Source organism: Lysobacter sp. ISL-50, from assembly GCF_018612875.1.
Lineage (GTDB): Bacteria > Pseudomonadota > Gammaproteobacteria > Xanthomonadales > Xanthomonadaceae > Lysobacter.
The window spans coordinates 33,002-56,870 of the sequence record NZ_JAGGRI010000014.1 but is presented as its reverse complement, the minus strand read 5'-3'; the positions used below and the strand labels follow the sequence as shown (position 1 = coordinate 56,870).

General features: G+C 67.8%; 20 protein-coding genes. 12 read left to right on the top strand and 8 right to left on the bottom strand.

All coding sequences use genetic code 11. The features are described from left to right. Positions 1-5: 5 nt before the first annotated feature. Positions 6-1,448, bottom strand: coding sequence for a cell envelope integrity protein CreD (creD, locus tag J7J50_RS09305; RefSeq protein WP_251044217.1), 1,443 nt, complete (start codon positions 1,446-1,448; stop codon positions 6-8). 238 nt (positions 1,449-1,686) lie between these two features. Between creD and J7J50_RS09300 the strand changes: the two genes are divergently transcribed. Both J7J50_RS09300 and J7J50_RS09295 read left to right on the top strand, forming a co-directional pair. After that, positions 1,687-3,558 carry a DUF1266 domain-containing protein gene (locus J7J50_RS09300; protein WP_215056562.1) on the top strand — a complete coding sequence of 624 codons (1,872 nt, stop codon included), beginning with the start codon at positions 1,687-1,689 and terminating at the stop codon, positions 3,556-3,558. A 32-nt stretch (positions 3,559-3,590) separates the two neighbouring features. Next, entirely contained in the window at positions 3,591-5,612 is a 2,022-nt protein-coding gene (locus J7J50_RS09295) for a DUF4034 domain-containing protein (protein WP_215056561.1), read from the top strand. A 17-nt stretch (positions 5,613-5,629) separates the two neighbouring features. On the opposite strand, the gene creC is transcribed toward J7J50_RS09295, so the two are convergent. Both creC and creB read right to left on the bottom strand, forming a co-directional pair. Further along, positions 5,630-7,072: a two-component system sensor histidine kinase CreC gene (gene creC / locus J7J50_RS09290; RefSeq protein ID WP_215056560.1), complete on the bottom strand. Its 1,443-nt coding sequence runs from the start codon at positions 7,070-7,072 to the stop codon at positions 5,630-5,632. Between the two features lie 7 nt (positions 7,073-7,079). Next, positions 7,080-7,751: a two-component system response regulator CreB gene (creB, locus tag J7J50_RS09285; protein WP_215056559.1), complete on the bottom strand. Its 672-nt coding sequence runs from the start codon at positions 7,749-7,751 to the stop codon at positions 7,080-7,082. Between the two features lie 219 nt (positions 7,752-7,970). On the opposite strand from creB, the gene rlmJ reads away from it, so the two are divergent. Both rlmJ and J7J50_RS09275 read left to right on the top strand, forming a co-directional pair. Then, positions 7,971-8,831 (top strand): 23S rRNA (adenine(2030)-N(6))-methyltransferase RlmJ, encoded by an 861-nt coding sequence (gene rlmJ, locus J7J50_RS09280; RefSeq protein WP_215056558.1) that lies wholly within the window; start codon positions 7,971-7,973, stop codon positions 8,829-8,831. After that, a complete protein-coding gene (locus tag J7J50_RS09275) occupies positions 8,828-9,319 on the top strand; it encodes a hypothetical protein (protein WP_215056557.1) in 492 nt (163 codons plus the stop codon). The genes rlmJ and J7J50_RS09275 overlap by 4 nt, the downstream gene beginning before the upstream one ends. Before the next feature lie 85 nt (positions 9,320-9,404). On the opposite strand, the gene J7J50_RS09270 is transcribed toward J7J50_RS09275, so the two are convergent. From J7J50_RS09270 to J7J50_RS09255, 4 genes are all read right to left on the bottom strand, one after another. Continuing rightward, entirely contained in the window at positions 9,405-9,884 is a 480-nt protein-coding gene (locus tag J7J50_RS09270) for a GNAT family N-acetyltransferase (protein WP_215056556.1), read from the bottom strand. Beyond that, the gene (locus J7J50_RS09265; protein ID WP_215056555.1) at positions 9,884-10,885 is read right to left on the bottom strand and encodes a DUF1963 domain-containing protein; all 1,002 of its coding nucleotides are present in this window, start codon (positions 10,883-10,885) and stop codon (positions 9,884-9,886) included. Before J7J50_RS09265 ends, J7J50_RS09270 begins: the two co-directional genes overlap by 1 nt. A 117-nt stretch (positions 10,886-11,002) precedes the next feature. After that, positions 11,003-11,917: a cation diffusion facilitator family transporter gene (locus tag J7J50_RS09260; RefSeq protein ID WP_215056554.1), complete on the bottom strand. Its 915-nt coding sequence runs from the start codon at positions 11,915-11,917 to the stop codon at positions 11,003-11,005. A gap of 109 nt (positions 11,918-12,026) precedes the next feature. Beyond that, positions 12,027-14,123, bottom strand: a complete 2,097-nt coding sequence (locus J7J50_RS09255; RefSeq protein ID WP_215056553.1) for a TonB-dependent siderophore receptor — start codon at positions 14,121-14,123, stop codon at positions 12,027-12,029. 391 nt (positions 14,124-14,514) lie between these two features. On the opposite strand from J7J50_RS09255, the gene J7J50_RS09250 reads away from it, so the two are divergent. Beyond that, on the top strand, positions 14,515-15,108 hold the full coding sequence (locus J7J50_RS09250; protein WP_215056552.1) for a GNAT family N-acetyltransferase: 594 nt from the start codon (positions 14,515-14,517) through the stop codon (positions 15,106-15,108). 161 nt (positions 15,109-15,269) lie between these two features. Here J7J50_RS09250 and J7J50_RS09245 read toward each other — a convergent pair whose 3' ends face one another. Then, positions 15,270-15,539, bottom strand: a complete 270-nt coding sequence (locus J7J50_RS09245) for a hypothetical protein (protein ID WP_215056551.1) — start codon at positions 15,537-15,539, stop codon at positions 15,270-15,272. A 303-nt stretch (positions 15,540-15,842) separates the two neighbouring features. On the opposite strand from J7J50_RS09245, the gene mfd reads away from it, so the two are divergent. From mfd to aqpZ, 7 genes are all read left to right on the top strand, one after another. Continuing rightward, positions 15,843-19,298 carry a transcription-repair coupling factor gene (mfd, locus tag J7J50_RS09240; RefSeq protein ID WP_343222467.1) on the top strand — a complete coding sequence of 1,152 codons (3,456 nt, stop codon included), beginning with the start codon at positions 15,843-15,845 and terminating at the stop codon, positions 19,296-19,298. Between the two features lie 309 nt (positions 19,299-19,607). After that, entirely contained in the window at positions 19,608-20,105 is a 498-nt protein-coding gene (locus tag J7J50_RS09235) for a heme-binding protein (protein ID WP_215056549.1), read from the top strand. 72 nt (positions 20,106-20,177) lie between these two features. After that, on the top strand, positions 20,178-20,690 hold the full coding sequence (locus J7J50_RS09230) for a histidine phosphatase family protein (RefSeq protein ID WP_215056548.1): 513 nt from the start codon (positions 20,178-20,180) through the stop codon (positions 20,688-20,690). 88 nt (positions 20,691-20,778) lie between these two features. Further along, positions 20,779-21,201, top strand: coding sequence for a hypothetical protein (locus J7J50_RS09225; protein ID WP_215056547.1), 423 nt, complete (start codon positions 20,779-20,781; stop codon positions 21,199-21,201). Positions 21,202-21,488: 287 nt separating this feature from the next. After that, a complete protein-coding gene (locus J7J50_RS09220) occupies positions 21,489-22,349 on the top strand; it encodes a pirin family protein (protein WP_215056546.1) in 861 nt (286 codons plus the stop codon). 107 nt (positions 22,350-22,456) lie between these two features. Further along, positions 22,457-22,927 carry a hypothetical protein gene (locus J7J50_RS09215; protein ID WP_215056545.1) on the top strand — a complete coding sequence of 157 codons (471 nt, stop codon included), beginning with the start codon at positions 22,457-22,459 and terminating at the stop codon, positions 22,925-22,927. Positions 22,928-23,137: 210 nt separating this feature from the next. Continuing rightward, positions 23,138-23,851: an aquaporin Z gene (aqpZ, locus tag J7J50_RS09210; protein WP_215056544.1), complete on the top strand. Its 714-nt coding sequence runs from the start codon at positions 23,138-23,140 to the stop codon at positions 23,849-23,851. The last annotated feature ends 18 nt before the right edge of the window (positions 23,852-23,869 follow it).

The following is a 23,869-nucleotide window of genomic DNA, read 5'->3' as shown; positions in this document are numbered from 1 at the left end:
CCGGTTCAGACCGCCGCTTCGTCGCTCGGGTCGAGCGGGCGCGCCGGCATCGCGCGCGGGTTCGCCGGCTCGCGCTTGGGCGCGGCGCCGCCGAGTTGGTACCAATCGACCTTGCGGGTCACCACCATGATCGTCGCCAGGATCAGGAACAACAGGCCGGCGCCGAGCACCAGCGCGTTGTCTTCCGAGATCAGCAGGCCGTACAGCGATCCGTACAAGGTCACCAGCATCGCGCCGAAGCCCAGCGCGCGCACCACGCCGCCGAGCACCGCGCTCAGATAGAACACCAGCAGGCCGATGCAGGCCACGCTCGCGATCAGGTACGACAGGCCGAAGTCCATGTGCTCGCTCAGGCTCACCAGCAGCAGGAAGAAGATCGCCAGCGCCAGGCCGACCAGGCCGTACTGGATCGGGTGGATGCGCAGTTGCTTGATCAGCTCGAACATGAAGAAGCCGACGAAGGTCAGCAGCACGAACAGCAAGCCGTACTTGGTCGCGCGATCGGCCTGCGAGTAGACGTTGACCGGGTCCTTCAAGGTGATCTGCACCGCGTTGATTTCGCCGCCCACCGTGCTGTCGGCCGCGTCGTTGCCGACCACCTCCACCGACGGCAGGATCGCGCCGGTCAGGTACTGGCGCTGGGCGTTGGTCGCGACCGAAGACACGCGCCAGTCGGCGCGAAAGCCCGTGTCGCCGATGCTGTCGGAACTGGGCGGAAAGCTGCCGCCGTAGTTCGGGTGCGGCCAGCTCGAACGCAGCGAGAAGCGGCTGTCCTTGCCCAGCGGCACCAGCGCCAGCGACTCGGTGCCGCCCAGGACGAAGTCCAGATCGGTCTGCAGACGCAGGCTGGTGCCCGCGGCCGGCGCGGCCAGCCGCGCGTGGATGCCGCCGCCGTCGCGCGCGCCCAGGCCGTCTTCGATCGCCACCTCCATGCCGTCCAGGCGCAGCTTGGGATCGCGCAGGCCGCGCACGTCGGCGAAGGCGTAGCTCAGCCACGGCTTGCCGATGCTGCGGGTGATGCCCGATACGGTCATGCCGGGTTCGGCGACCGGATTAGCCGGGATGTTGGCGACGAAATCCGCCTTGGCCTTGCCGGTCCATTCGTACACCAGCACCTTGTACAGCCCCAGCGGCCGCACCTTGGGCGCGATATCGCCCTCGACCGCGAGCTTGTTCGGGAAGTAAGTCCAGCGCCCCTGTTCGCGATGGGCGACGCGCTTGATGTCGCCCTTGTCGTCCTTTTCTTCCGAGATCCAGGTGTCCTCGTAGGGCACCACCAGCGCCGGGCCGGAAAAGGCCTGGGCGCCGGCGTAACTGCGCGCGACGGTGGCGACCGCCTGCGCGCGGTACGTCTGCCGGTCGCTGATGATCCCGCCGATCATCAACAACGGAATCAATATCGCCAGGGTCATCCCCAGCACCATCAACATTTTCAGCCAAACACGCATGTCCTTGCTCCAGTCCGCGATGTGGACGGCAGGTTGAAGGCGCTGTGCGGAGCGAGGATGGCTCATGCGTGCGGCATCGGTGAAGCAAGGGTGAAGCGGCGCGCGAGGACTGACGCGCGGCGCGTTGAACGGTATTCTCGGCACGTCGTCGAAGGTCGCTCGCGGCATCGCGATCGGCGACGAACCAACGCAGAAAATCCCCCACTCGCCCCGCTTGTCGCTTTAGAACGGACTGCCCATGAACGCCACGCCCGCGGCCGCGCGCGACGTCATCAACGCCGACAGGATCCGCGCCGCCATCGCCCGGCGCAGCCGCAATCGCCAGGACCACGCCGACATCGCGCGCTGGCTGCAGACGCATTTCTTCCGCTGGACGATCAACAGCTTCGAGCACGTCCTGCCGGTGCGCAGCGTCGAGGGCTGGCGCACCTGCGTCGGCGAGCCGTCGCCGCCGGCGTGGTTCCTGAGCAAACTGGCCGCCGCGGCCGCGCCGATGATCTACATCGATCCCGAACACCATCTGCTGCGCGATCGCGAAGCGCGCATGGTCGAGTTCTTTCACGCGCGCCTGGGCTCGCGCCTGGCGGGAAAATTCCACCGCATCACCTTCGCCGACGCGCAGGCCGCCTGGAGCAAAGACCACGAACGCATGCAGCGCCGCAGCCGGCGCGGATGGTGGCCCAGTCAACCGCACGCCCTGGCCGACGTGGTCGCCACGCCGCACGGCCGCTTCGTCGAACTGCGCGCCAGCGGGCGCACGCTGCGCGGGGAATTGGCCTATGAGTCGTTCCACATGCAGCACTGCCTGGGCCAGTTCGCCCAACGCGACCGGCTCGAAGGCGGTTACGGCGAGCACTATGCGCACAGCTGCGAGCAGGGCCGGATTCGCTTGTTCAGTCTGCGCGATCACAACAATGGCCCGCATGTGACGGTCAGTTTGATCGAGGACCTGGGCGAATGGAGTCTGGATCAGGTCAAGGGCAAGCAGAACGCGATTCCCGACGCCAAGTATGCGCGCGACGTGCTGTGCCTGCTCAATGCCGTGCGTCCGCGCGACATCGGCAGCCTCGATCTGTCGCGCCTGGGCATCGTCGCGCAGAACGACGGCTTTGAAGTCGCCTACGTCGCGTTCGCCGATCTGCGCGATGCGCCGCGGCGGCACGCCTTGCTCGGCGCGTTCCCGCATCTGTTGGCCCAGCACCCGCAGCCGGAGCCGTTCGCGCAATGGCTGGCGCTGGCCGGCGGCGGCGCGGTTGTCGGCGAGGTCGCCGCGCCGCACGGGCCGGTCGTGGCGGCGCTGCATGCCATGCACGCGAACGAGGCTTCGATGCCGGATCGCGCGCGGTTGTCGGCGACGTTGATGGAGGTCTTTCCGCAATGGCTCGCGCCGCCGGTCGCGGCTGAAACCAGCGCGCCGCAAGGCGGATGGTTGCGATGGCTTCTGACGCGAAGCGACGCTTCGGCGGCAAACCAAGCGACACCGCATCGCCAGTGGGCGCTGGCCGTTCCCGAACTGCTGTTCTATCGCCTCGGCGTGGACGGCGACAGCCGCCGCGGACGTCTGGCCGCGCCACCGGGAACCGGCGACCGTTTGCGCGCGCAGATCGAATCCGAACTCGGCATCCGCGATGGCGAGGCCGACGCCGCCATCCGGACCTTCTGCGAAACCTTCTTTCGCGTGCCCTACCTCGCGCATCCGCTGCTGGTGGCGGCGCAGCAGGAAGCGCAGGAAGCTCAACCACAGGAAGACCCGCGGCGCGATGCCGCGCGCGACCTGCTCGCCTGGCATGCCATGCGGCAAAGCCATGTCCTGCGCCTGCTGGTGGCCTGGAACCTGCTGGACGAAACCCGCGGCTGGGCGTTGTTGCTGCTCAACGCGCAGCGCGTGCGCGACTGCTTCCACGATTGGCCCGACTTCGGTTCCGCCGCCGCCCGCGGTCACGCCACCTGGCTGCACTGGAACGGCCGCGAAGCCCATCGCGCCAAGGCCACCCAGGTCGCCTTGCAGGATTTCCAGGACGAATACGACTGTGCGTGGAAGCGCCTGCCGTGGCCGGCATTCGACCTCGTCCAGGCCATCGCCGCGCAACCCATTTACGCCACCGCATGACGGCGGCCAACTCATCTGCTCAGGAATCGTCCATGGCCGAAATCGCCGCTCTGACCGTCAACGAAGCCGTCGCGAAACGCGATTCCATCGATTACGACACCTGGATGCGCGATCAGCGCTGGGACGATCTGGAGCGCGCGCTGACCACGCTGCGCGATCAGCCCGACGAAACGGGCGAGCGCGACTACGCCACCGGCTACCGGGAATTCATCGCCTACACCCAGCGCAGCGGTCGCGCCGCGCTCGATCAACTGCGCCAGTGGCAGGCGCAGCGGCCCGACAGCCGCTTCACCGCCCTGCTGGAAGTCGCCTATTGGGCCGCGTGGTTCGAGCAATACCGCAGCACCTCGACCGCCGATCAGGTGACCCCGGCGATGTGGGCCTGCGCCCGCACCGCGCAGGACACGCTGCTGTGCGCGCTGGTCAGGATGCTGGCGCGGGAGCAAACGGCGTGGCCGGCCATCACCAGCGTCCTCTACACCGTGGCCGCCATCGGCGAACCGAAGTGGTGGAAACGCTGGCTGTTGAAAGGCGAAGCGCCGCGATCGCTGCCGTCGCACGCAAAGCCGGGCGACGAGATCGGCGAGCGGCTGGCGCAATCCGGCGCGGCCGAAGCCGGCGCGCAATACCTTCAATCCCTGCCCGACCGCCTTGCCGACGTCTTGACCGGCCCGGCGCTGGCGTGGCGGCGCGCGCAGTCCAACGACGACTCGGCCGCGCTGCAGTACTGGCTGCGCGTGGCCCTGGCGATGGACCCGCAAGCGCTGGACGCGGCGGTCGCGTACATCTCCCTGCGCATGCCGCGCTGGGGCGGCAGTTGGGAGGAAATGCTCGCCTTCGCCGACTCGCCGCTGTGCGCGCAGTTCGATGAGCACGATCGCAACACCTTGCGTTTCTTCGCCTGGTTCGACGAGTTGGAAGTCGAGGACAGCGCGATGCTCGACGATCCGCGCGTGCTCAAGCATCACCAGCGCCTGGGCCAGCGCCTGCTGGAACGTCCGCTGCGCGAAAACCTGCGCGGAAGAGTGCACAAGTATCTGGCCTATATGGAGGCGAAAGGCGGCCGCATCGATGCGGCCTGCGCGCACTACGCCCTCAGCGCGCCGCACAACGAGTACCAGGAATGGGAAATCATGCGCGCGACCACGACGTGGTGCGGCAGCGATGACAAAGGCCCGTGGCTGGGGCAGATCGCCGAGCTGAACCGTCTGGTCACGCCGCACGGCGCCGCGCTCTACGGCCTGCTGTGCCTCAACGGATGGGCCGGCGTCGCGCGGCGGCCGGACGTCGCCGACGGCTGGTTCGAACGCGCGGTGAAGATGACGCCCGACCTCGGCAACGTCCGCGACTCGCCGTTCAATGCCATGGCCGAGCTGGCGGAAGTCTTCGGGCCCGACGCGCTGCTGCCGATGTGGCTCAAGGCCGCCGAACTGGGCGATGCATCCTCGCAGTTCTGTTGCGGCAATCATTTCGCCGAAGATCGCTCGCGGGCGATCGAGTATTTCCGTCTCGCCGCCGACAACAATCACGAAGTGGCGATGTTCAACGTCGCTTCGCTGTCGCTGATTCCGATCCGCGACGGCGACATCGTCGGGACGCAGGCGAACGCCGCGGCGGCGCTGGCGCAGGACTATCTGGACCGGGCCTTGGCCCGGACGGAAGAAGTCGTGCAGCACGACTACACCGAGTTCACCGAAGGGCAGTTGGAAACCGTCAAGGACTTGTACGGCACGCTGCTGCACAGCGACTGGCCGCCGCTGTCCGCGCGCCGGCGCGCCCTGCCGCAGGTGCTGAAGTTCGCCGAGGCCGGCCGGATCAATTCGATGATCTCGCTGGCGTGGTGGTACGGCGACAAGACGCTGGACGGATATCGCTTCGATGAGGCGGTGCGCTGGGTCGAGGCGGCGCGGCATATCGATCCGGACAACGAATACGTGGCCCGCGTGCGCGAGTTCGTCGAAGGCGATTCGTTCTGGAGCCGGCTGAAATTCGGCATGGCGCAGCGCAAGGCCAAGCGCCAGGGCTTGCCCGGACAGGACGATACGGTGCTGTAGCGGCCGGCCGTTGCCGCTCAGCCCGGCACGGACAGACTCGCGCGCACGCCGCCTTCATCGCGATTGACCAGCTCGGCGCCGCCGCCGTGCAAGGACGCGACTTCGGCGACGAAGCACAATCCCAGGCCGCTGCTGCGGCTGCCGCCGGCCGGACGCGGCAGCGAATAGAACCGCTCGAACACGCGGCCGACCGCGTAGTCCGGCACGCCCGGGCCGCGGTCGCTGACTTCGATGCGTTGCGTGTCGCCGTCGCGGCGCAGGCGCAGCACGATCTCGCCGCCGGCCGGGGAGAAATCCGCGGCGTTGTCGATCAGGTTGATCAAGGCCTGCCGCAGCAGGAACGCATCGCCGCTGACCGGCGCCAGATTCGGCTCCATATCCAGCAACAGTCTGGCCCCAGACCGATCCAGGCGCTGCGCGCATTGCTCGGCCGCTTCCTGCGCGATCGCCGCCAGCGCCACCGGTTCGGGCTTGTCCAGGCTCTGCCGATGCTCCACCGCCGCCAGCGCCAGCAGTTTGTCGATCATCTGCGCCAGCCGCTCGGCCTGGCCGCGGATGCTGCCGGCGAAGCGCGCGCGATCGGCATCGGACATGCCGCCTTCGCCGGGCGGCGATTCCAGCAGCTCGGCGCTGCCGCGGATGGCCGCGAGCGGACTCTTCATTTCGTGGGTCAGCGTGTGCACGTACTGCTCGACGTACTGCTTGCCTTCCAGGCGCGAACGCATGGTTTCCAGCGCGCGCCCGAGCTCGCCGAATTCGCCGGCCGCGCGCGGCGGCGCGGCGCGGCCACCGGCGGTGACCGCGTGGGCGTAACGCCGCAACAGGCCGATCTGGCGCGACAACCACCACGACACGCCCACGCCGATCAGCAAGGCCGCGCCCATCAGCACGAAGCCCCAGCGCGTCACCACCGACTGGCTGCGGGCGATGAACGGCGCGATCGCGCGATTGGGCTTGGCCACGCTCAACACGCCGACGATGCGCCCGCTGTCGTCGCGGATCGGCGCGGCCACGTGCATCACCGTGTCGTCCGGATCGCCGCCCTCGCCCGGGCTGGAGCGCGCGCCGTAGCGGCCGCGCAAGGTCAGGTAGACATCGTTCCAGCGCGAGTAATCGCTGCCCACGTCCTGGCCGGTGCTGTCGAACACGACGATGCCGCGCGCGTCGGTGACATAGACGCGATAGCTCGACGCCGGCTTGCGGAACCCCCAGATCGCCGCGCTGACCTCGCGCGAGGCCAGGGCGCGCGCGCGCTTGGCGAAGTCGCCGTCGTTGATGCGGCCGGCGAGGAAATCGTCCGAAGCCAGTTCGGCCAGGATGTTGGCGGTATCGACCAGCGTGTCTTCCATCGCCTGGCGCACGCCGGGCTTGACCTCGGCCACGAACACCCGCGCCAGCAAGGTCGCGGCGAGCGCGACGATCAGGAAATAGCCGAGGAAGATCCGCAGGCCGATGCGCATGCGCGGCTCAGTCGTGTTCCAGCGAGTAGCCCAGGCCGCGATGGGTGCGGATCGGGTCGCTGTCGGCGGCGACTTCGCGCAGCTTGGCGCGCAAGGTCTTGATGTGGGTATCGACGGTGCGGTCGCCGCTGTCGAGCGCGTCGCCCCATACCCGGTCCATCAGCTGCGCGCGCGACAGCACCGCGCCGGGGCGCTGCAGCAGCGCGGCGAGCAGGCCGTATTCGTAGCGGGTCAGGTCCAGCGCCTGGCCGCGGAAGCGGATGCGCTTGCCTTCGGTGTCGTGGACGAAGCCGGCTTCCGGCTCGGCCGGGGCGCTGCCGGCGCCGGCCCGGCGCAGCACCACGCGCACGCGCGTGGCCAGTTCGCGCGGCGAGAACGGCTTGGTGACGTAGTCGTCGGCGCCGATCTCCAGGCCCAGGATGCGGTCGGCCTCGGCGTTCTGCGCGGTCAGGAAGATCACCGGCAGATCGCGCCCGCGGCGCAATTCGCGGCACAAGGCGAAGCCGCCGATGTCGGGCAGGCCGATGTCGAGCACGGCCAGATCGAAGGCGGTGCGCTGGGCCTCGCGCAGCGCCTCGCCGCCGGTCAGGCAGTGCACGGCCTCGAACCCCTCCGCGCGCAGCGCGTAGAGCACGGTGTCGGCGATGGCGGATTCGTCTTCTACCAGGAGGATGCGCATTGGGGCGGGAATGGGGAATCGGGAATGGGGAATCGGCAAGGCGCCTGCGTGGGCTAATGATGCCCTGCCCGGCTTCGAGCTGTCGCTTCCGCAAACGCCGTTCACGGATCGATCTACCGTCATAATGACGTATACAGCGGCCTACGCGCCGCCGCTTTTCCGATTCCCGATTCCCGATTCCCCATTCCCCATTCCCCATTCCCCACAACCGGCAGCCGAATGAACTACCGCCACGCCTTCCACGCCGGCAACCACGCCGATGTGCTCAAGCACGTCGCCTTGCTGGCCCTGTGCGACGCGCTGACCGCCAAGCCGGCGCCGCTGTTCGCGCTCGATACCCATGCCGGCCGCGGCCTGTATCCGCTGGACGGCAACTCGGCGCTGCGCACCGGCGAGGCCGAGGGCGGCATCGGCCGCTTGCTGGCCGAAGCGCCCAAGCAGCCGGCGATCGGCCGCTATCTGGCCGCGGTGCGCGCCTGCCGCAGCGAACACGGCCCCTCGGCCTATCCGGGCTCGCCCTGGCTGCTGAGCCATGCCCTGCGCGCCGACGACCGCATCGCCGCCTGCGAGCTGCAGCCGGAGGAAGCCGAGCAGCTCAAGCACAATTTCGAGCGCGATGCGCGCATCGCCGTGCACCAGCGCGACGGCTACGCGGCGATGAAGGCGCTGCTGCCGCCCAAGTTCGGCGCCACCCGCTACAACCGCGGCCTGGTCCTGATCGACCCGCCGTTCGAAGCGCAACTGGAAGAATTCGACACCGCCCTGGGCGCGCTGCGCGAGGCGCAGGCGCGCTGGCCGCAAGGCAGTTACGTGCTGTGGTATCCGATCAAGCGCCGGCGCGCGCTGCAGCCGTTCTACCGCCGCGCCGCGACCTTGCCGGCCAAATCCATCCTCACCGCCGAACTGCTGGTGCGCGCCGACGATTCGCCGCTGCGCATGAACGGCAGCGGCCTGCTGGTGCTCAACCCGCCGTGGCAGTTCGACCGCGTCCTCACCGAAGCGCTGCCGGTACTGGCGCGCACGCTGGGCGAAACCGCCGACGCCGGCTCCGCCGTCACCTGGCTCAAGCAGGCCGATTGAGGCCGGGCGCCGGGCCCGCGCGCGGCACCGCGATTTCGCGCTGCACCGCAGCGATAAAGCCGCAGCGCGCGCGGCGAACGCCATCGCCGATTGCGTTTGCCCGCATCAACCGCGCCGCCGGCGATTTCGATTCTGGCGCGCGCGCCGTCGCGCACCGGGGCCTGCGCCGCGCTCATTGCGGTGGCGAAACCCTCACCCCGAAGTCACAGTTCCGCGCGCGCCGGCTTGCGAGCCGCGCCGGCGCGGGCGTATCACGGCTGCGCCCAATGACGGGCGTGGAGAGGGAATTCGCCATGTTAAGGAAGAAAGTCGCCATTCTCGCGGTATGCGCCTTCGCCTTCGGTATCGGCCTGGCCACCAGCGCGGTCGCCGCCTGCAACAACACCTGCCGGCTGGGTTGCGAACGCGCTCACGACACCTGCACCGGTGCCGGTTGCGAACTGGCCTATCTCCAGTGTTATCGCCGCTGCGGTTGCGTGTTGCCCTGATCCCTGCGATCGGCCGCGCCCGGAGGGCCACGGCTCTCCGGGCGCTGGTCTGCGCCGAACCCGACGCGGCCATCTTCGCCGCCGCTCAGCGCGGCCAGGGCACCGGCCGGCGCATTTCCACCAAGTCGTAACCCGGCGCGAAACCGTCGGCCTCTTCGCGGATGACTACGAATCCGTGGCGGGCGAAGAAATCGCGGCTGAAGGTCGAGGTTTCGATCCGCACCGAGGCGAACGCGGGATCGGCGTCGATCCGGCGCAGGCGCTCGCTCAACAAGCGCTCGCCCAGGCCGCGACGATGCAGATCGCGACGCACCATGCCCCAGCACAGCACGGCCACGCCGGTGTTCGGATCGGGATCGCGGGCCGGATCGGCACGCGCGGCCGCGTAACCGCCGCAGGCGACGATGCCCTCGCCCTCCAGCTCCAGCACCAGATAGTCGGCAATCGCATCGAGCGTGTGTTCGAAATCCGCGCGCTCGATCTGGGCGAAATAGTCCGGCACGTTGCTGGCGAACAAGTTCAGGCAGGCCTCGCGGTCGGCCGGGGTGTAAGCGCGCAAATGCATCAATAGCAGTCCCAGTGATACGACACCCGGCTGAAATCGGCGCGGGCCAGATCGTCGGGGTCGATGAAGAAATTCGCGATGCCCGAATCGCCCCACATCATCTCGTCGTCGCTGTCGAGCTGCAGCAGCAACACGCGCCGGTCCGAGGCCTCGCGCGGGTCTTGCTGGGTGAAGTCGGGATAACCGCCGAGCTTGCTGCCGGTGCGTTCCAGATAGTTGGCGACGGCATCGTGCAGATCCTCATCGGAAGTGCGATCGTCCGGGTGTTGCGCGGCATACAGTTCGATCACGCTGTCCACGTCGCTGCCGAGCGTTTTCTTCAAGCCGGCGTCGTTGAGGCCGATGGCTTCGTGATCGGCGCGAAAAACCATGCGCCGCGGCTTGGCCGGATCGAACGGCAGCGAGTCCTTGCCGGCCAGCGCCGGCGGCGGCGCGATCGCCGGCGCGGAGGCGTCGGGCCAATACACCACGCGAAAACCCTTCTGCTGCGCCAGCGCCTGCATACGGTCGCTGCCGTGGGCGTCGTCGAGATTGGCGCCGTAGAAGTCGTCGCCGGAGATAAAGAACTGCAGCAGACCGCGCTGCGGATAATCGGCCCGCTTCGGCGGCTGGCTCAGGTCGATCTGCGCCAGCAGGAACATCGGCTGGCCCTTGCCATCGCGCGGATAATCGCGGCCGGCGGCCCAGTACGCGCGGCCGCCGACCTTGCTGAGGTGGACGTCGTCGTTCTTGAGTTCTGCCAGGGCAATATGCGCGACGGGACGCTCGCTGCGTTGCAGAGCATCGGCGACCGGCGCCAGGATCGCCTTGGCCTTGGCGTTTTCGTCGTGCGCGGAACAGTTCGCGGCCGGCGTGCGCTGGCCCTTGGGCTCGGGCACCCTGACCTCGACCTTGTGCGGCTCTTCGAGTTTGCGCACCAGCGCATAGCCCGCGCCGCCGAGCACGGCCGCGACCGCCGCCACCAGCGCCACCGACACCATCACCGCCTTGCCCGTCTTCATCGTCCGTCGTCCCCACCGATCGCGTCGATCGTGTCCTGGCGGATTATGGACAAGAAAAAGCCGGGACGGCCAACGCCGCCCCGGCTTCGTGTATTCGCGATGGCGGTCTGGCGCGGCTCAGTCGCCGAGCTTATTGTCGGGCTCGAAGAAGCTCCAGCGCACTTCCGGGAAGGCCTGCTTCATCGCCCGCTCGACCGTGTTGATCTGCTCGACCAGCGAACTCACGCTGGCCTCTTCGCGCATCTGCGCCTGCACCGAGACCATGACCTCGTTGCCCAGCTGCAGCGTGATCACGCTGATGATCCTGGCGATTTCCGGGCGGCCATCGAGGAATTCGCGGATCTGCTGCTGGCGCAGCGGGTCCACGCTCTGGCCGATCAGCATGGCCTTGACTTCGATGGCGACGAACACCGCGACGATGATCAGCAACGCGCCGATGCTGACCGTGCCGATGGCGTCCCAGATCGGGTTGCCGGTGACCACCGTCATCATCACCGCGGCCAGCGCCAGCACCAGGCCCAGCAGCGCGGCCAGGTCTTCGCCGAAGATCACCACCAGTTCGGCCTGGCGGCTCTCGCGGAACCACTGCCACAGCGAGCGATTGCCGCGCGCCTTGGCCACTTCCTGCAGGCAGGCGCGCATCGAGATGGCCTCGGCGACGATGCCGAACACCAGCACGCCGGCCGCCCACCACCACTGCTTGAGCGGCTCGGGATGCTGCAGTTTGTGGATGCCCTCGTACAGCGAGAACATGCCGCCGACGGTGAACAGCATCACCGCGACCAGGAACGACCAGAAGTAGATGGCCTTGCCGTAGCCCAGCGGATAATCCGGCGAAGGCGGACGCTTGGACTGTTTCAGGCCGAGGATCAGCAGGCCCTGGTTACCGCAGTCGGCCAGCGAGTGCACGGTTTCGGCCAGCATCGCGCTGGAACCGGTGAAGAACGCGGCCACGCCCTTGGCCACCGCGATCGCGAAATTGGCGCCAAGTGCGAACAGAATCGCGCGGGTCGAATCGCCACCACCTGCCATGACTGAACTGCTCCTTCGGGTCGAGCGGCGCAGTCTATCATTGCCGATGCTGGCGATTGGGCGGTCGCGAAGCCCGCGCCGCGGCCCGATGCCGCGACGCGGGTTTCGCTCAGAACCGGTACGTCACCGTCCCGGTCACGTTGCGGCCGTTGCCGGTGAAGCAGTCGCCGAAGGCTCGGCATGGGGCGTAGTACTGCTTGTCGGCCAGATTGGTCACATTGACGGCGAACGACCACTGCGGCTGATCGAACGACACCAACGCGTCGGCCAGGGTGTAGCCGGGCGTGCGCAGGCTGCCGTTGCCGCCGACCGACAAGGTAGAGCCGACATGGCGCGCGCCCAGGCCCAGGCGGATGCGGCCGCTGTCGCCCCAGTCGAACTGCTTCACGCCCCACACCGAGCCCAGTTCCTTCGGCACGTCGGCGAGCTGGCGATCGACTTCCGGCGCGAAGTTGCTGCGGGTCACCTTGGCGTCGTTGTAGGCGTAGCTGGCGGTGACGTAGAAATTATTCGGCAGCGTGTGGGTGGCTTCCAGTTCCACGCCCTTGGAGGACACCTCGCCGGTCTGCACGGAATTGAGCACGTTCTGCGGATCGTTGGTCTGGCGGTTCTTCTCGCGGATGTCGTACAGCGCCAGGGTCAGCATCGTCTGCTCGCGCGGCTGCCACTTCAGCCCGACCTCGTACTGCCGGCCCTGCTGCGGCTTGAACGGCTGGCTGAAGAAATCCAGGCTGCCGATCGGCAGGAACGATTCGCTGTAGCTCACATACGGCGACCATCCGCGGCCGGCATCGAGGATCAGGCCGGCGCGGTAGCTGGTGGCGAAATCCTCGGTCTCAGGCTGGTCGCCGACCTGGGTTCGGGCGCGATCGCGGCGCGCGCCGAGCACGGCGGTGACGCGTTCGCCCCAGCGAATCTGATCCTGCACGTACACGCCGAGCTGGGTCTGGTCCTGGCGCGACTGCGGCGCCAGCTGCGGCAGCGTGTAGTCGCCGTACACCGGCGCGTAGGCGTCGATCGGCGTGGTCGCGGCGAAGCCGGTCATCGCGGTCTGGCGAAAACGCAGATAGTCCACGCCCGCCAGCAGCGTGTGGCGCAACGCGCCGGTGTCGAACGCGATCTGGAGGTTGTGGTCGGTGGTCAGGGTGTCGATGTCGGGATTGTTGATGTAGGCCGAGCGCGCCAGCAGGCGGCCGCCGGCGTCCAGGAAGGGGTTGTCCGGGTTGGAATAGACGTCAGGGTAGATTTCCGTGAACTCGGTGCGCGACCTGGAATAACGCAACGCGCTGTTGAGCTTCACCGAGTCGGAGAACGCGTGCTCCAGCAGCAGCGTGCCGCTGGCCTGGCGGCTGTCGAGACGATCGGCGCCGGGCTCGCCGAGCAGGCGGTGCGAGGGAAGCCGGCGCCCGGGCGGCGCGTGGATCGTGCCGGCCACCGGCAGGAACTGCTGGCTCGATCCGCTCTCGTCCTTCTGCAGCAGGCCCAGGAAGGTCAGCTGGGTGGTATCGCCGATGCGCCAGGTGATCGACGGCGCCAACACCAGGCGATCGTCGGGCAAGCGATCGGTCTGCAACTGCGCGTCGCGGGCGACGGCGACGATGCGGCCGGCCACGGTGCCGGCGTCGTTCAGGGCGCCGGTCAGGTCGAACTGCACCTGCTTGCGCTGGTTGCTGCCGTAGCTGATCCCGATCTCGCCCGCGCTCTGGAACTGCGGGCGCTTGCTGATCAGGTTCAACACGCCGCCGGAACCACCCGCGCCGTACAGCATCGAGGACGGGCCGCGCAGCAGTTCGGCCCGTTCCATGGTGTAGATCTCCGGGCGCGGCACCAGGCTGGAGCCGACCTGCCGGGTCATGCCGTCCTGGAACGACACCGGATAGAAGCCGCGCACCATCGAGCCGTCGCCGCGGGTATCCAGGCCGTAGGCCTCCGCGGCCGCGCCGGCCGAATAGCGCAGCACTTCCTGCAGGTTCTGCGCGCCACGGTCGGCGGCCTGCTCGGCGGTGACGACGCTGATCGCCTGCGGGGTCTGGATGAGACGGGTGTCGGTCTTGGTCGCGGTGGTGGCACGGTCGGCGGTCACCACCACCGCGTCCAGGCGCTTGGCCTCGCGCTCGGCCGGATCTTCGGCGTGGGCGAGGCCGCAGGCGCAGGCGGCGATCAGGCCGAGGGCGAGCGGATGCGGGCGCGGCAGGGAAAAGGTCATGGTCTGAATCCGGAAACGAAGGTGGGTGGCTGCCGGCCCGGCGTGGCGCGACCCGGGCGCGGCAAGCTTTCGATCGCGCGCGCAGCCTCGCGCCGCCTGGAGGGGCCGGCCGGGACTCGGGAAGGGTCGGTTGGCGGAAGGCCAGCGCAAGCAGGCACTGGCGTTGTAGCTGGCCGAGAGGCATTGTCAAGCCGTGTTCACACGGCCATCATGCGATCCATTCTCATTTTGACCGCCGACTGCGTCAAGAAAGTCGCTGCACCGGCCCCGCAGGGCCCACCCTTCACCTTGCGGGACGGGATTCAGGCTGTTCGGCGCCGCCGGTCGGACCGGCGATCGCCCATCACGAAGATGAAGGGCCAAATTCGTCACAATGTGCCACTATCCCATCATGGCAACGCGTGAACGCTTACCGCCCTGGCATGAACGCCAGCGCCTCCCGAACGGGCGCGAGGTACTGATCCGTCCGGTCAGGCCCGAAGATGCCGAGCCCCTGCGGGCTGGGTTCGCCCTGCTCCAGCCCGACGAGGTCCGGCAGCGCTTTCTGTATGCGCTCAAGGAACTCACGCCGGAGATGGCCGAGCGCTTCACCCGCATCGACCCGCGTACCGAATTCGCCCTGGTCGCCGCCGAGCCCCTGCCTCCGGGCGAGGCCCTGGTCGGCGCGGTCGCCCGCGTCGCCCTCGACGAGCGCAGCAACAACGCCGAATTCGCGATCCTGGTCAGCCGCTACATCGCCAATATGGGCTTGGGCCGCTACTTGATGACCCGGCTGGTGAAGTGGGCGCGCGGCAAGAAGGTCCACCGGCTGTACGGCGACGTGTTCGAACACAACACGCCGATGCTGTCGCTGGCGCAGTCGCTGGGGTTCGAGCGCGAGTTCCAGCAGGACGCGCCGGGCCTGATCCGGGTGTCGCTGGATCTGCGCAGCAAGGCCGCGCGCGCGGTCGGCGACGATCCGGCCCCGGCCAAGAGCGAAAGCTGATCGCCGGGGTTCATCCGATCGGCGGCTCGCTGCCGATCGCGAGGCATTGGACGCAAGCGCCGTCACCGCGTCCCCATCGTTGCCAACGCCGCTGAAGCATCGACACGGCGAAGCCGCGACGAGGCACCCCTCGCCGCAACCCCGCTCATCGCCGTCGTCGCTTATGGCGGCGCCGCGCAATCCATGTACGAATAGGTCTTCTGACTGGTGCGGATGCCCCACGGCAGCGGCATCGGCGCACCGGGCGCGCATACGCCCTGCACATCGCCGCCGACCGCCTCGCCTTCCAGCCAGAAGGTGGTGATCAGCAGCTTGCCGTTGGGAATCACCGGCCCGGCCGAGCCGGTCGAGGCGAACATCGTCAGCGCCAGCAGCGACACGGCGAAGGCGCCGCGACGCACGCGCGCATCGCGCAGAATCTTTCTCATCATGATGGCTTTCTCCTGGAAGATGCCGCGCAGCCGCGCGGCGGTTGATTCGGCGCCTGGCGCCTCCATTGAAAGAGGCGGCGACAGGGCCTTGTGCGATCGCGCCGGACTTTGCGGTTGCAGGCCTTCCATTGCTAGCGTCCCCGGCATCCCTGCGAAGCTTCCACGCGGACCATTGCGGACCGCCCCCGCCCGGTATAGCGCGTAACGTTCCCCGCTTCCGCGACCGCATGCGCAAAGCGCGCAAACCCTGCGCGACGTATCCCTTTACACTAGCCGCCCCCTATGCCACCTACGAAAGAATCCGTGTCCCTGCTGCCCAAAACCGGCCAGCAGCGCGCCTGGTGGCGCGCGCCGGCCTCGCCTTCCGCGCTCGCCTGGGCCATCGCCCGCGCCGCCGGCGAATACGACGGCCCGCTGTTGGCGGTCGCGCGCGACAATCAGGGCGCGCATCAACTCGAATCGGATCTGCGCACCTTGCTCGGTCAGGCCGGCGCGCTAAACGGCGCGCTGCCGGTGCTGCCGTTCCCCGATTGGGAAACCCTGCCCTACGATCTTTTCAGTCCGCATCCGGACATCGTCTCGCAGCGCCTGTCGGCGTTGCACCGGTTGCCTTCGCTCAAGCGCGGCATCGTGGTGGTGCCGGTGCAGACGCTGCTGCAACGCGTCGCGCCGCTGCGTCATGTGGTCGGCGGCAGTTTCGATGTGCGCGTGGGTCAACTTCTTGACTTGGACAGCGAAAAACGCCGGCTCGAATCGGCCGGTTACCGGCACGTACCGCAAGTGCTGGACCCGGGCGATTTCGCCGTGCGCGGCGGCTTGCTCGATGTCTACCCGATGGGCGCGGACTCGCCGTTCCGGGTCGAACTGCTCGACGACGAAATCGAGACCATCCGCGCCTTCGATCCCGAATCGCAGCGCTCGCTCGACAAGATCCAGGGCGTGCATTTGCTGCCGGGGCGCGAAGTGCCGCTCGACGACGCCTCGCTCAAGCGCGCACTGGACGCGCTGCGCGAACGCTTCGATCTCGATACCCGGCGCAGCGCGCTGTATCAGGATCTCAAGGCCGGGCTGGCGCCGTCGGGCATCGAGTACTACCTGCCGCTGTTCTTCGAACACACCGCGACCTTGTTCGATTACCTGGGCGACAAAGTCCTGCCGGTGATCGCCGACGGCGCGATGGAAGCGGCCGATCAGTTCTGGACTCACACCGGCGAGCGCTACGAACAGCGCCGCCACGATCTGGAACGGCCGCTGTTGCCGCCCGACGCGCTGTACCTGACCCCGGTCGGCCTGCGCGAAAAACTCAACGACGCGCCGCGCGTCGAGTTGTGCGGCGAGCAACATGCGCAACGCGGCAAAGCGGTCGCGCTCGGCGATCAGCCCGCGCCGACCTTGCCGGTGGCCGCGCGCGACGCCGCGCCGGCGCAGGCGCTGAAGTCGTTCCTGGACAGCTATCCCGGCCGCGTGCTGATCGCCGCCGACACCGCCGGCCGCCGCGAAGCGTTGCTGGAAGTGCTGCAGGCCGCGGCGCTGACGCCGAACGTGGTCGCCGACTGGACCGCGTTTCGCGACGGCGACAGCCGCTTCGCGATCGCGGTCGCGCCGCTGGACGACGGTTTCGCCCTGACCGAGCCCGCGCTCGCGGTGCTGACCGAGCGCCAGCTGTTTCCCGAACGCGCCTCGCAACCGCGCCGGCGCAAGCGCGTGGGCCGCGAGCCCGAAGCGATCATCCGCGACCTGGGCGAGCTGTCCGAAGGCGCGCCGATCGTGCACGAGGATCACGGCGTCGGCCGCTATCGCGGCCTGATCGTGCTCGACGCCGGCGGCCAGCCCGGCGAATACCTGGAAATCGAATACGCCAAGGGCGACCGGCTGTACGTGCCGGTCGCGCAGTTGCATCTGATCAGCCGCTACTCCGGCGCGTCGGTGGAAACCGCGCCGCTGCATTCGCTGGGCGGCGAGCAATGGACCAAAGCCAAGCGCAAGGCCGCGGAAAAGGTCCGCGACGTGGCCGCCGAACTGCTGGAAATCCAGGCCAAGCGCCAGGCCCGCGCCGGCTTGGCGCTGGACGTGGACCGCTCGATGTACGAGCCGTTCGCGGCCGGATTCCCGTTCGAGGAAACGCCGGATCAGCACGCTTCGATCGAAGCGGTGATCCGCGACCTGGGCAGCAGCCAGCCGATGGACCGCGTGGTCTGCGGCGACGTCGGCTTCGGCAAGACCGAAGTCGCGGTGCGCGCGGCCTTCGTCGCCGCCACCGCCGGCAAGCAGGTCGCGGTGCTGGTGCCGACCACCTTGCTGGCCGAGCAGCACTACCGCAATTTCCGCGACCGCTTCGCCGACTGGCCGCTCAAGGTCGAAGTGCTCTCGCGCTTCAAGAGCACGAAGGAAATCAAGGCCGAGTTGGAGAAGCTGACCGAAGGCAAGATCGACGTCGTGGTCGGCACCCATCGCCTGCTGCAGGGCGATGTGCGCTTCAAGGACCTGGGTCTGGTCATCGTCGATGAAGAACAGCGCTTCGGCGTGCGTCAGAAGGAAGCATTGAAGGCGCTGCGCGCCAATGTGCATCTGCTGACCCTGACCGCCACGCCGATCCCGCGCACGCTCAACATGGCCATGGCCGGCCTGCGCGATCTGAGCATCATCGCCACCCCGCCGGCGCATCGCCTGGCGGTGCAGACCTTCGTCGTGCCTTGGGACGACATGCAACTGCGCGAAGCGTTCCAGCGCGAGTTGTCGCGCGGCGGTCAGGTCTACTTCCTGCACAACGATGTCGAGAGCATCGGCCGGATGAAACGCCAGCTGGAGGAGTTGGTGCCCGAAGCGCGCATCGGCGTCGCCCACGGCCAGATGGCCGAGCGCGAGCTGGAAAGCGTGATGCTCGACTTCCACAAGCAGCGCTTCAACGTGCTGCTGTGCACGACCATCATCGAATCGGGCATCGACATCCCGAACGCCAACACCATCATCATGAATCGCGCGGACAAGTTCGGCCTGGCGCAGTTGCATCAGCTGCGCGGCCGGGTCGGGCGTTCGCACCATCGCGCCTATGCGTACCTGGTGGTGCCGGACAAGCGCTCGATCACCTCCGACGCGCAAAAGCGCCTGGAAGCGATCGCGTCGATGGACGAACTCGGCGCAGGTTTCACCCTGGCCACGCACGATCTGGAAATCCGCGGCGCCGGCGAATTGCTGGGCGAGGATCAGAGCGGGCAGATGGCCGAGGTCGGCTTCAGTCTGTACACCGAACTGCTGGAACGCGCGGTGCGTTCGATCCGCCAGGGCAAACTGCCCGACGTGGATTCCACCGACGCGCGCGGCGCCGAAGTCGAACTGCATATTCCGGCGTTGATTCCCGACGACTATCTGCCCGACGTGCACACCCGCCTGACCTTGTACAAGCGCATCAGCGGCGCGCGCGGCGTCGATGAGCTGCGCGAATTCCAGGTCGAGATGATCGACCGCTTCGGCCTGTTGCCGGATGCGGCGAAGCATCTGTTCGCGGTGGCCGAGCTGAAGCTCGCCGCGACCGAACTGGGCATCCGCAAGCTGGATCTGGGCGAAAAGGGCGGACGCCTGCAATTCGTCGAACGGCCGAACGTGGACCCGATGTCGATCATCAAGATGATCCAGGGGCAACCGAAGCTGTATCAGATGGATGGGCCGGACAGGCTGAAGATCAAGCTGGATTTGCCCGATCCGGTGGCGCGATTGGCGGCGGCGAAGGGGTTGTTGACGTTGCTCGATACCAAGCACTGAGCGTTGGTCATTGCCCCCTTTGAAAAAGGGGGCGGCGCCTGACGTCGGCTGCGATGTCTGACTGAACGGTCGCGCGGGGGATTTGCTTTTGCTTGTTCGCGATGATCGGGCGGAAAAAGCAAATCCCCCCTAGCCCCCCTTTTTCAAAGGGGGGAACTGGTTCGCTGGGGATTTTGTAGGTGTGCGGCGCGGCTGAGGGACGGCGCTTCGCGGGCGGCATTCGCAAGCCCGGTTCCCCTGACATTCCACACTCACACCATCGCCGCGTTCGCTCCACCATCGGCGCCTCCTTTCCCCGCCGAGCCCCTCATGCCGTCCAGTCACGCACGCTCCTTCGCCCTCGTGTGGCTGACGCCGCTGCTCATCGGCATCGGCTTTACCGCAACGGCCGCCATGAAGATCGAACTCTCGCAACGCGCCGTGCTCAATCTCGCCGCGGTCAAACAGATCGCCCAGGCCGCCGAGGACAAGGCGCGGGCGCAGGGACTGCGCGTGTCGATCGCGATCGTCGACGACGCCGGCCGGCTCATGCACTTCCAGCGCATGGACGGCACGCCCAATTCCAGCGTCGAGGTCGCCATCGGCAAGGCCGTGCACGCGGTGAACTATCGCCGCGATACCGCCTTCCACCAGAAGCTGCTCAGCGAGGGCAACAACGTCGTGCTCGGGCTGCCGGGAATCACGCCGATCGAAGGCGGCGTGCGCTTGCTGCACGGCGATCAGGTGATCGGCGGCATCGGCGTGTCCGGGGCACAGGCCGCGCAGGACGGCGAGATCGCCCAGGCCGGCGCGGATTTGCTGAAATAAGCCGCGCGGCGAACCGGTCGCAGTAAGCTCGGCAGTCGCCTCAGCGAACGAATCCATTCACAGGACTTCCCTATGCATCCGATCCCGCGTCTGGCCGCCATTGCTCTGTGCGTTTCGCTCGCCGCCTGCGCGAGCGCGCCGCCGGCGCCGGGCGCCAGTTACGTGGTCGTGCGCCACGCCGAAAAGGCCAGCGACGATCCGCGCGATCCGAATCTCACCTACGCCGGCCGCGCCCGCGCCGAGCGCCTCGCGGTCTGGCTGAAGAACGAGCCGCTGCGCGCGGTCTACGCCACCGCTTACCGGCGCACGCAGCAAACCGGCGAACCGGCGGCGCACGCGCATGGGCTGAGCACGACGACCTACGACGCCAAGCTGCCGGCGGGGGAATTCGCCGCGCAAGTGCGTCGCGATCATCCGCAGGGCACCACCCTCATCGTCGGCCACAGCAACACCGCACCGCTGATCTCCGCGGCGCTGTGCGGCTGCACGGTGGAGCCGATGCCGGAAACCGAGTTCGACCGGCGCATGCGCATCGATGTCGACGCGAACGGCCGCGCGCAGCTCACTCAGACGCGCGATCGGTGACCTGAAGCGCGTTACGCCGCGGTTTTGCGTCTGGACGCGCGGACGCCGATCGCCCAGCATGCGATGCATGCCCGAATGGAGCCGTCCGATGAAGCCGCTGATCGTCCTGCCGCTGCTGTCGTGTGTCCTCGCCCTGACCGCATGCGCGCATGCCGGGCCGGCGGGCGCTTCCGCCGCGACCGGCGGCTCCTCCGGCGCCGCGCCTGAGACCGTGCGCGCCGGCCAGTCGGTGTCGCTGCAGCCTGGCCGCAGCGTGGTCCTGTCCGATCGCTCGCAACTGCGCTTCGTCGCGGTGACCTCCGACTCGCGCTGCAAGCCCGACGTGCAATGCATCTGGGCTGGCGAGGCGGTGCTGGAATTCCAATTTACCGGCGCCGACGGCCACAGCAGCGCGCTGTCGTTCAACAGCGCCAATGATCGCAGCAAGAACGCCGGCGCCTGGGCGTTCGAACTGCAGTCGCTGGATTCCGCCGATCCGCCGACCGCCAAACTGCTGGTCAACGCGAAGTAAGCGCGATGCTGCGCGACGGCACGGTCGGGTCGTCGCCGCGGTGAATTAACGAGCAGCGGCGTGAACAGCCGCACGCGCAACGAAGGCACGAGCGCGCCATCCCACGCGCACCGTGCCAGAGCCCGCTCCGCGCTCCGCACGGCACCCGCGCTCATCGCCCCCGCCGATCGAGCCCACACAGGCGCCACTCAAGCGTGCCCGCTGCAACACCGAGTTGCAGGACCGATAACCCGATTGCAGAAAAGTCGTGCCAATCTGCCTGCATCAGCCTTGCAGGAGTGCCCGCCATGACCACGATCATCGCCCCGCGCGTTCACGACCTCGGCGGGTTCCAGGTCCGCCGCGCCGTGCCCAGCATTCAGGCGCGCTCGGTCGGGCCGTTCGTGTTCGTCGATCACATGGGACCGGCGGTGTTCGCGCCCGGCCAGGGCATCGACGTGCGCCCGCATCCGCACATCGGTCTGGCCACGGTGACGTTTCTGTGGGCCGGCTCGATCGGCCATCGCGACACCCTCGGCAGCGTCCAGGACATCAATCCGGGCGACGTGAACTGGATGACCGCCGGCCGCGGCATCGCCCATTCCGAGCGCACCCCGCAGAAACCGCGTGCCGACGGCCACCCGCTGCACGGCATGCAGACCTGGGTCGCGCTGCCGCGCTCGTTCGAGGAAACCGCGCCGGCCTTCCATCACCACCCCGCCGCGACCCTGCCGCAGCAGCGCCGCGACGGCGCCTGGCTGCGCATCGTCGCCGGCCGCGGTTTCGGCGAGGAATCGCCGGTGCGCGTATTCGCCGACACGCTGTACGTGGCGATCGACCTGGACCCGGACGCCGAGTTGGATATCGAAGACAGCCACGCCGAGCGCGCGCTGTATCTGCTCGAAGGCGAGGCCCAGCTCGACGGCGCCGACCTGCCCGAGCGGCATCTGGTGGTGCTCGATCCCGGCACCCGTCCGCGGCTGCGCGCCAAGACCGCGCTCAAGGCCATGCTGCTCGGCGGCGAGCCTCTCGACGGCCCCCGTCACCTGTGGTGGAACTTCGTCTCAAGCTCGCGCGAGCGGATCGAACAGGCCAAGCAGGACTGGGCCGAAGGCCGTTTCGGGCAGATCCAGGGCGAGCACGAATACATTCCGCTACCTGAACGCTGACTTTTCCGAATCTGGCGTTTGTCAATCCCCGCGAACTGGACTAAGGTCACATCTGATAAGGCTCGCAACACCGCTTAACCATACATCCGGTTGCAGGGGGAAGTGTCGTGAAGTCATGGGGAAAGAGCCACCGCGCATTGCCGTGGCTGGGTTTTTTATTGGTTTTATCCGCTAACGCACAACAGGCCGCGCCAGCCCAGGGCAACTGCCCGATGCTGCCGGCCGACACCGGCTTGCGTTGGGAGTACCGGGGCAGCGCCGATTCGGACTTCTGCCGCGCCTTGCGTGCCGATGGGTCGGAGGCGTTCGGTCTCTACATCGCCAGCAAGTCGCCGTTCGAGCCCAAGCGCAGCGATCGCGCCGAAGCGGCCACCATCGACGGCAAGCCGATTCACTGGTACCGCGGCGAACTCGCCGGCAAGCCCAACGTGCAGGTCCGCGAGACCTTGCTGGAAGTGGGCAACGGCAAGATGGCGCACATCTGGATGCAAGCCAGTTCGCCGGAACAGTTGAAGGAGGTACTCGGCCAGACCGAGGGCCTGCGATTTCCTTCGACCCGATTGAGCGTCAACAAGTAACACGCCGCACATGCAGCGATCACGTCCCCTGGGCGTGATCGCTTTTTGCTGTCTCGGCACACGATCCGTGACGGATTGCTCATTTTTAAAGAATCGGCCAGCATAAGAATGGCCTGGCTGAACAGGGTCGAGCTGCCCGGTTCCAATGCTGAACAGGGCGATCGTCGATCCTAGGGCCTGCCTGCCCCACAACTCAAAAGGAAGACGATCATGATCAAGCGACTCGGTGCAGAGTTCATCGGTACGTTCTGGCTGGTACTCGGCGGCTGCGGCAGCGCCGTGCTGGCGGCGAACTTCGGCGGCGCCGGCAATCCACTCGGCATCGGCCTGCTCGGCGTATCGCTGGCGTTCGGCCTGACCGTGCTGACCGGCGCTTTCGCGCTGGGACACATCTCCGGCGGCCACTTCAATCCGGCGGTGAGCTTCGGCCTGTGGGCCGGCGGCCGTTTCCCGGCCAAGGACCTGTTGCCCTACATCGTCGCCCAGGTGATCGGCGGCATCCTCGCCGGTTTCGTCCTGTTGCAGATCGCCAGCGGCACCGGCGCCTTCAGCATCGATCCCAACGCCGCCGGCACCTTCGCCAGCAACGGCTACGACCTGATGTCGCCGGGCGGTTATTCGCTGACCGCCGCGTTCCTGACCGAAGTGGTGATGACGGCGATGTTCCTGGTGATCATCCTCGGCGCCACCCACAAGAACGCACCGGCCGGCTTCGCCCCGATCGCGATCGGCCTGGGCCTGACCTTGATCCATCTGATCAGCATCCCGGTGACCAACACCTCGGTGAATCCGGCGCGGTCGACCGCGGTGGCCTTGTTCGCCGGCAGCGCCGCGATCGGCCAACTGTGGCTGTTCTGGGTCGCGCCGATCATCGGCGGCCTGCTCGGCGGCGCGGTGTATCGCTGGCTCGGCAAGGACGACTGAAGGTCCGCATCGGGTAAC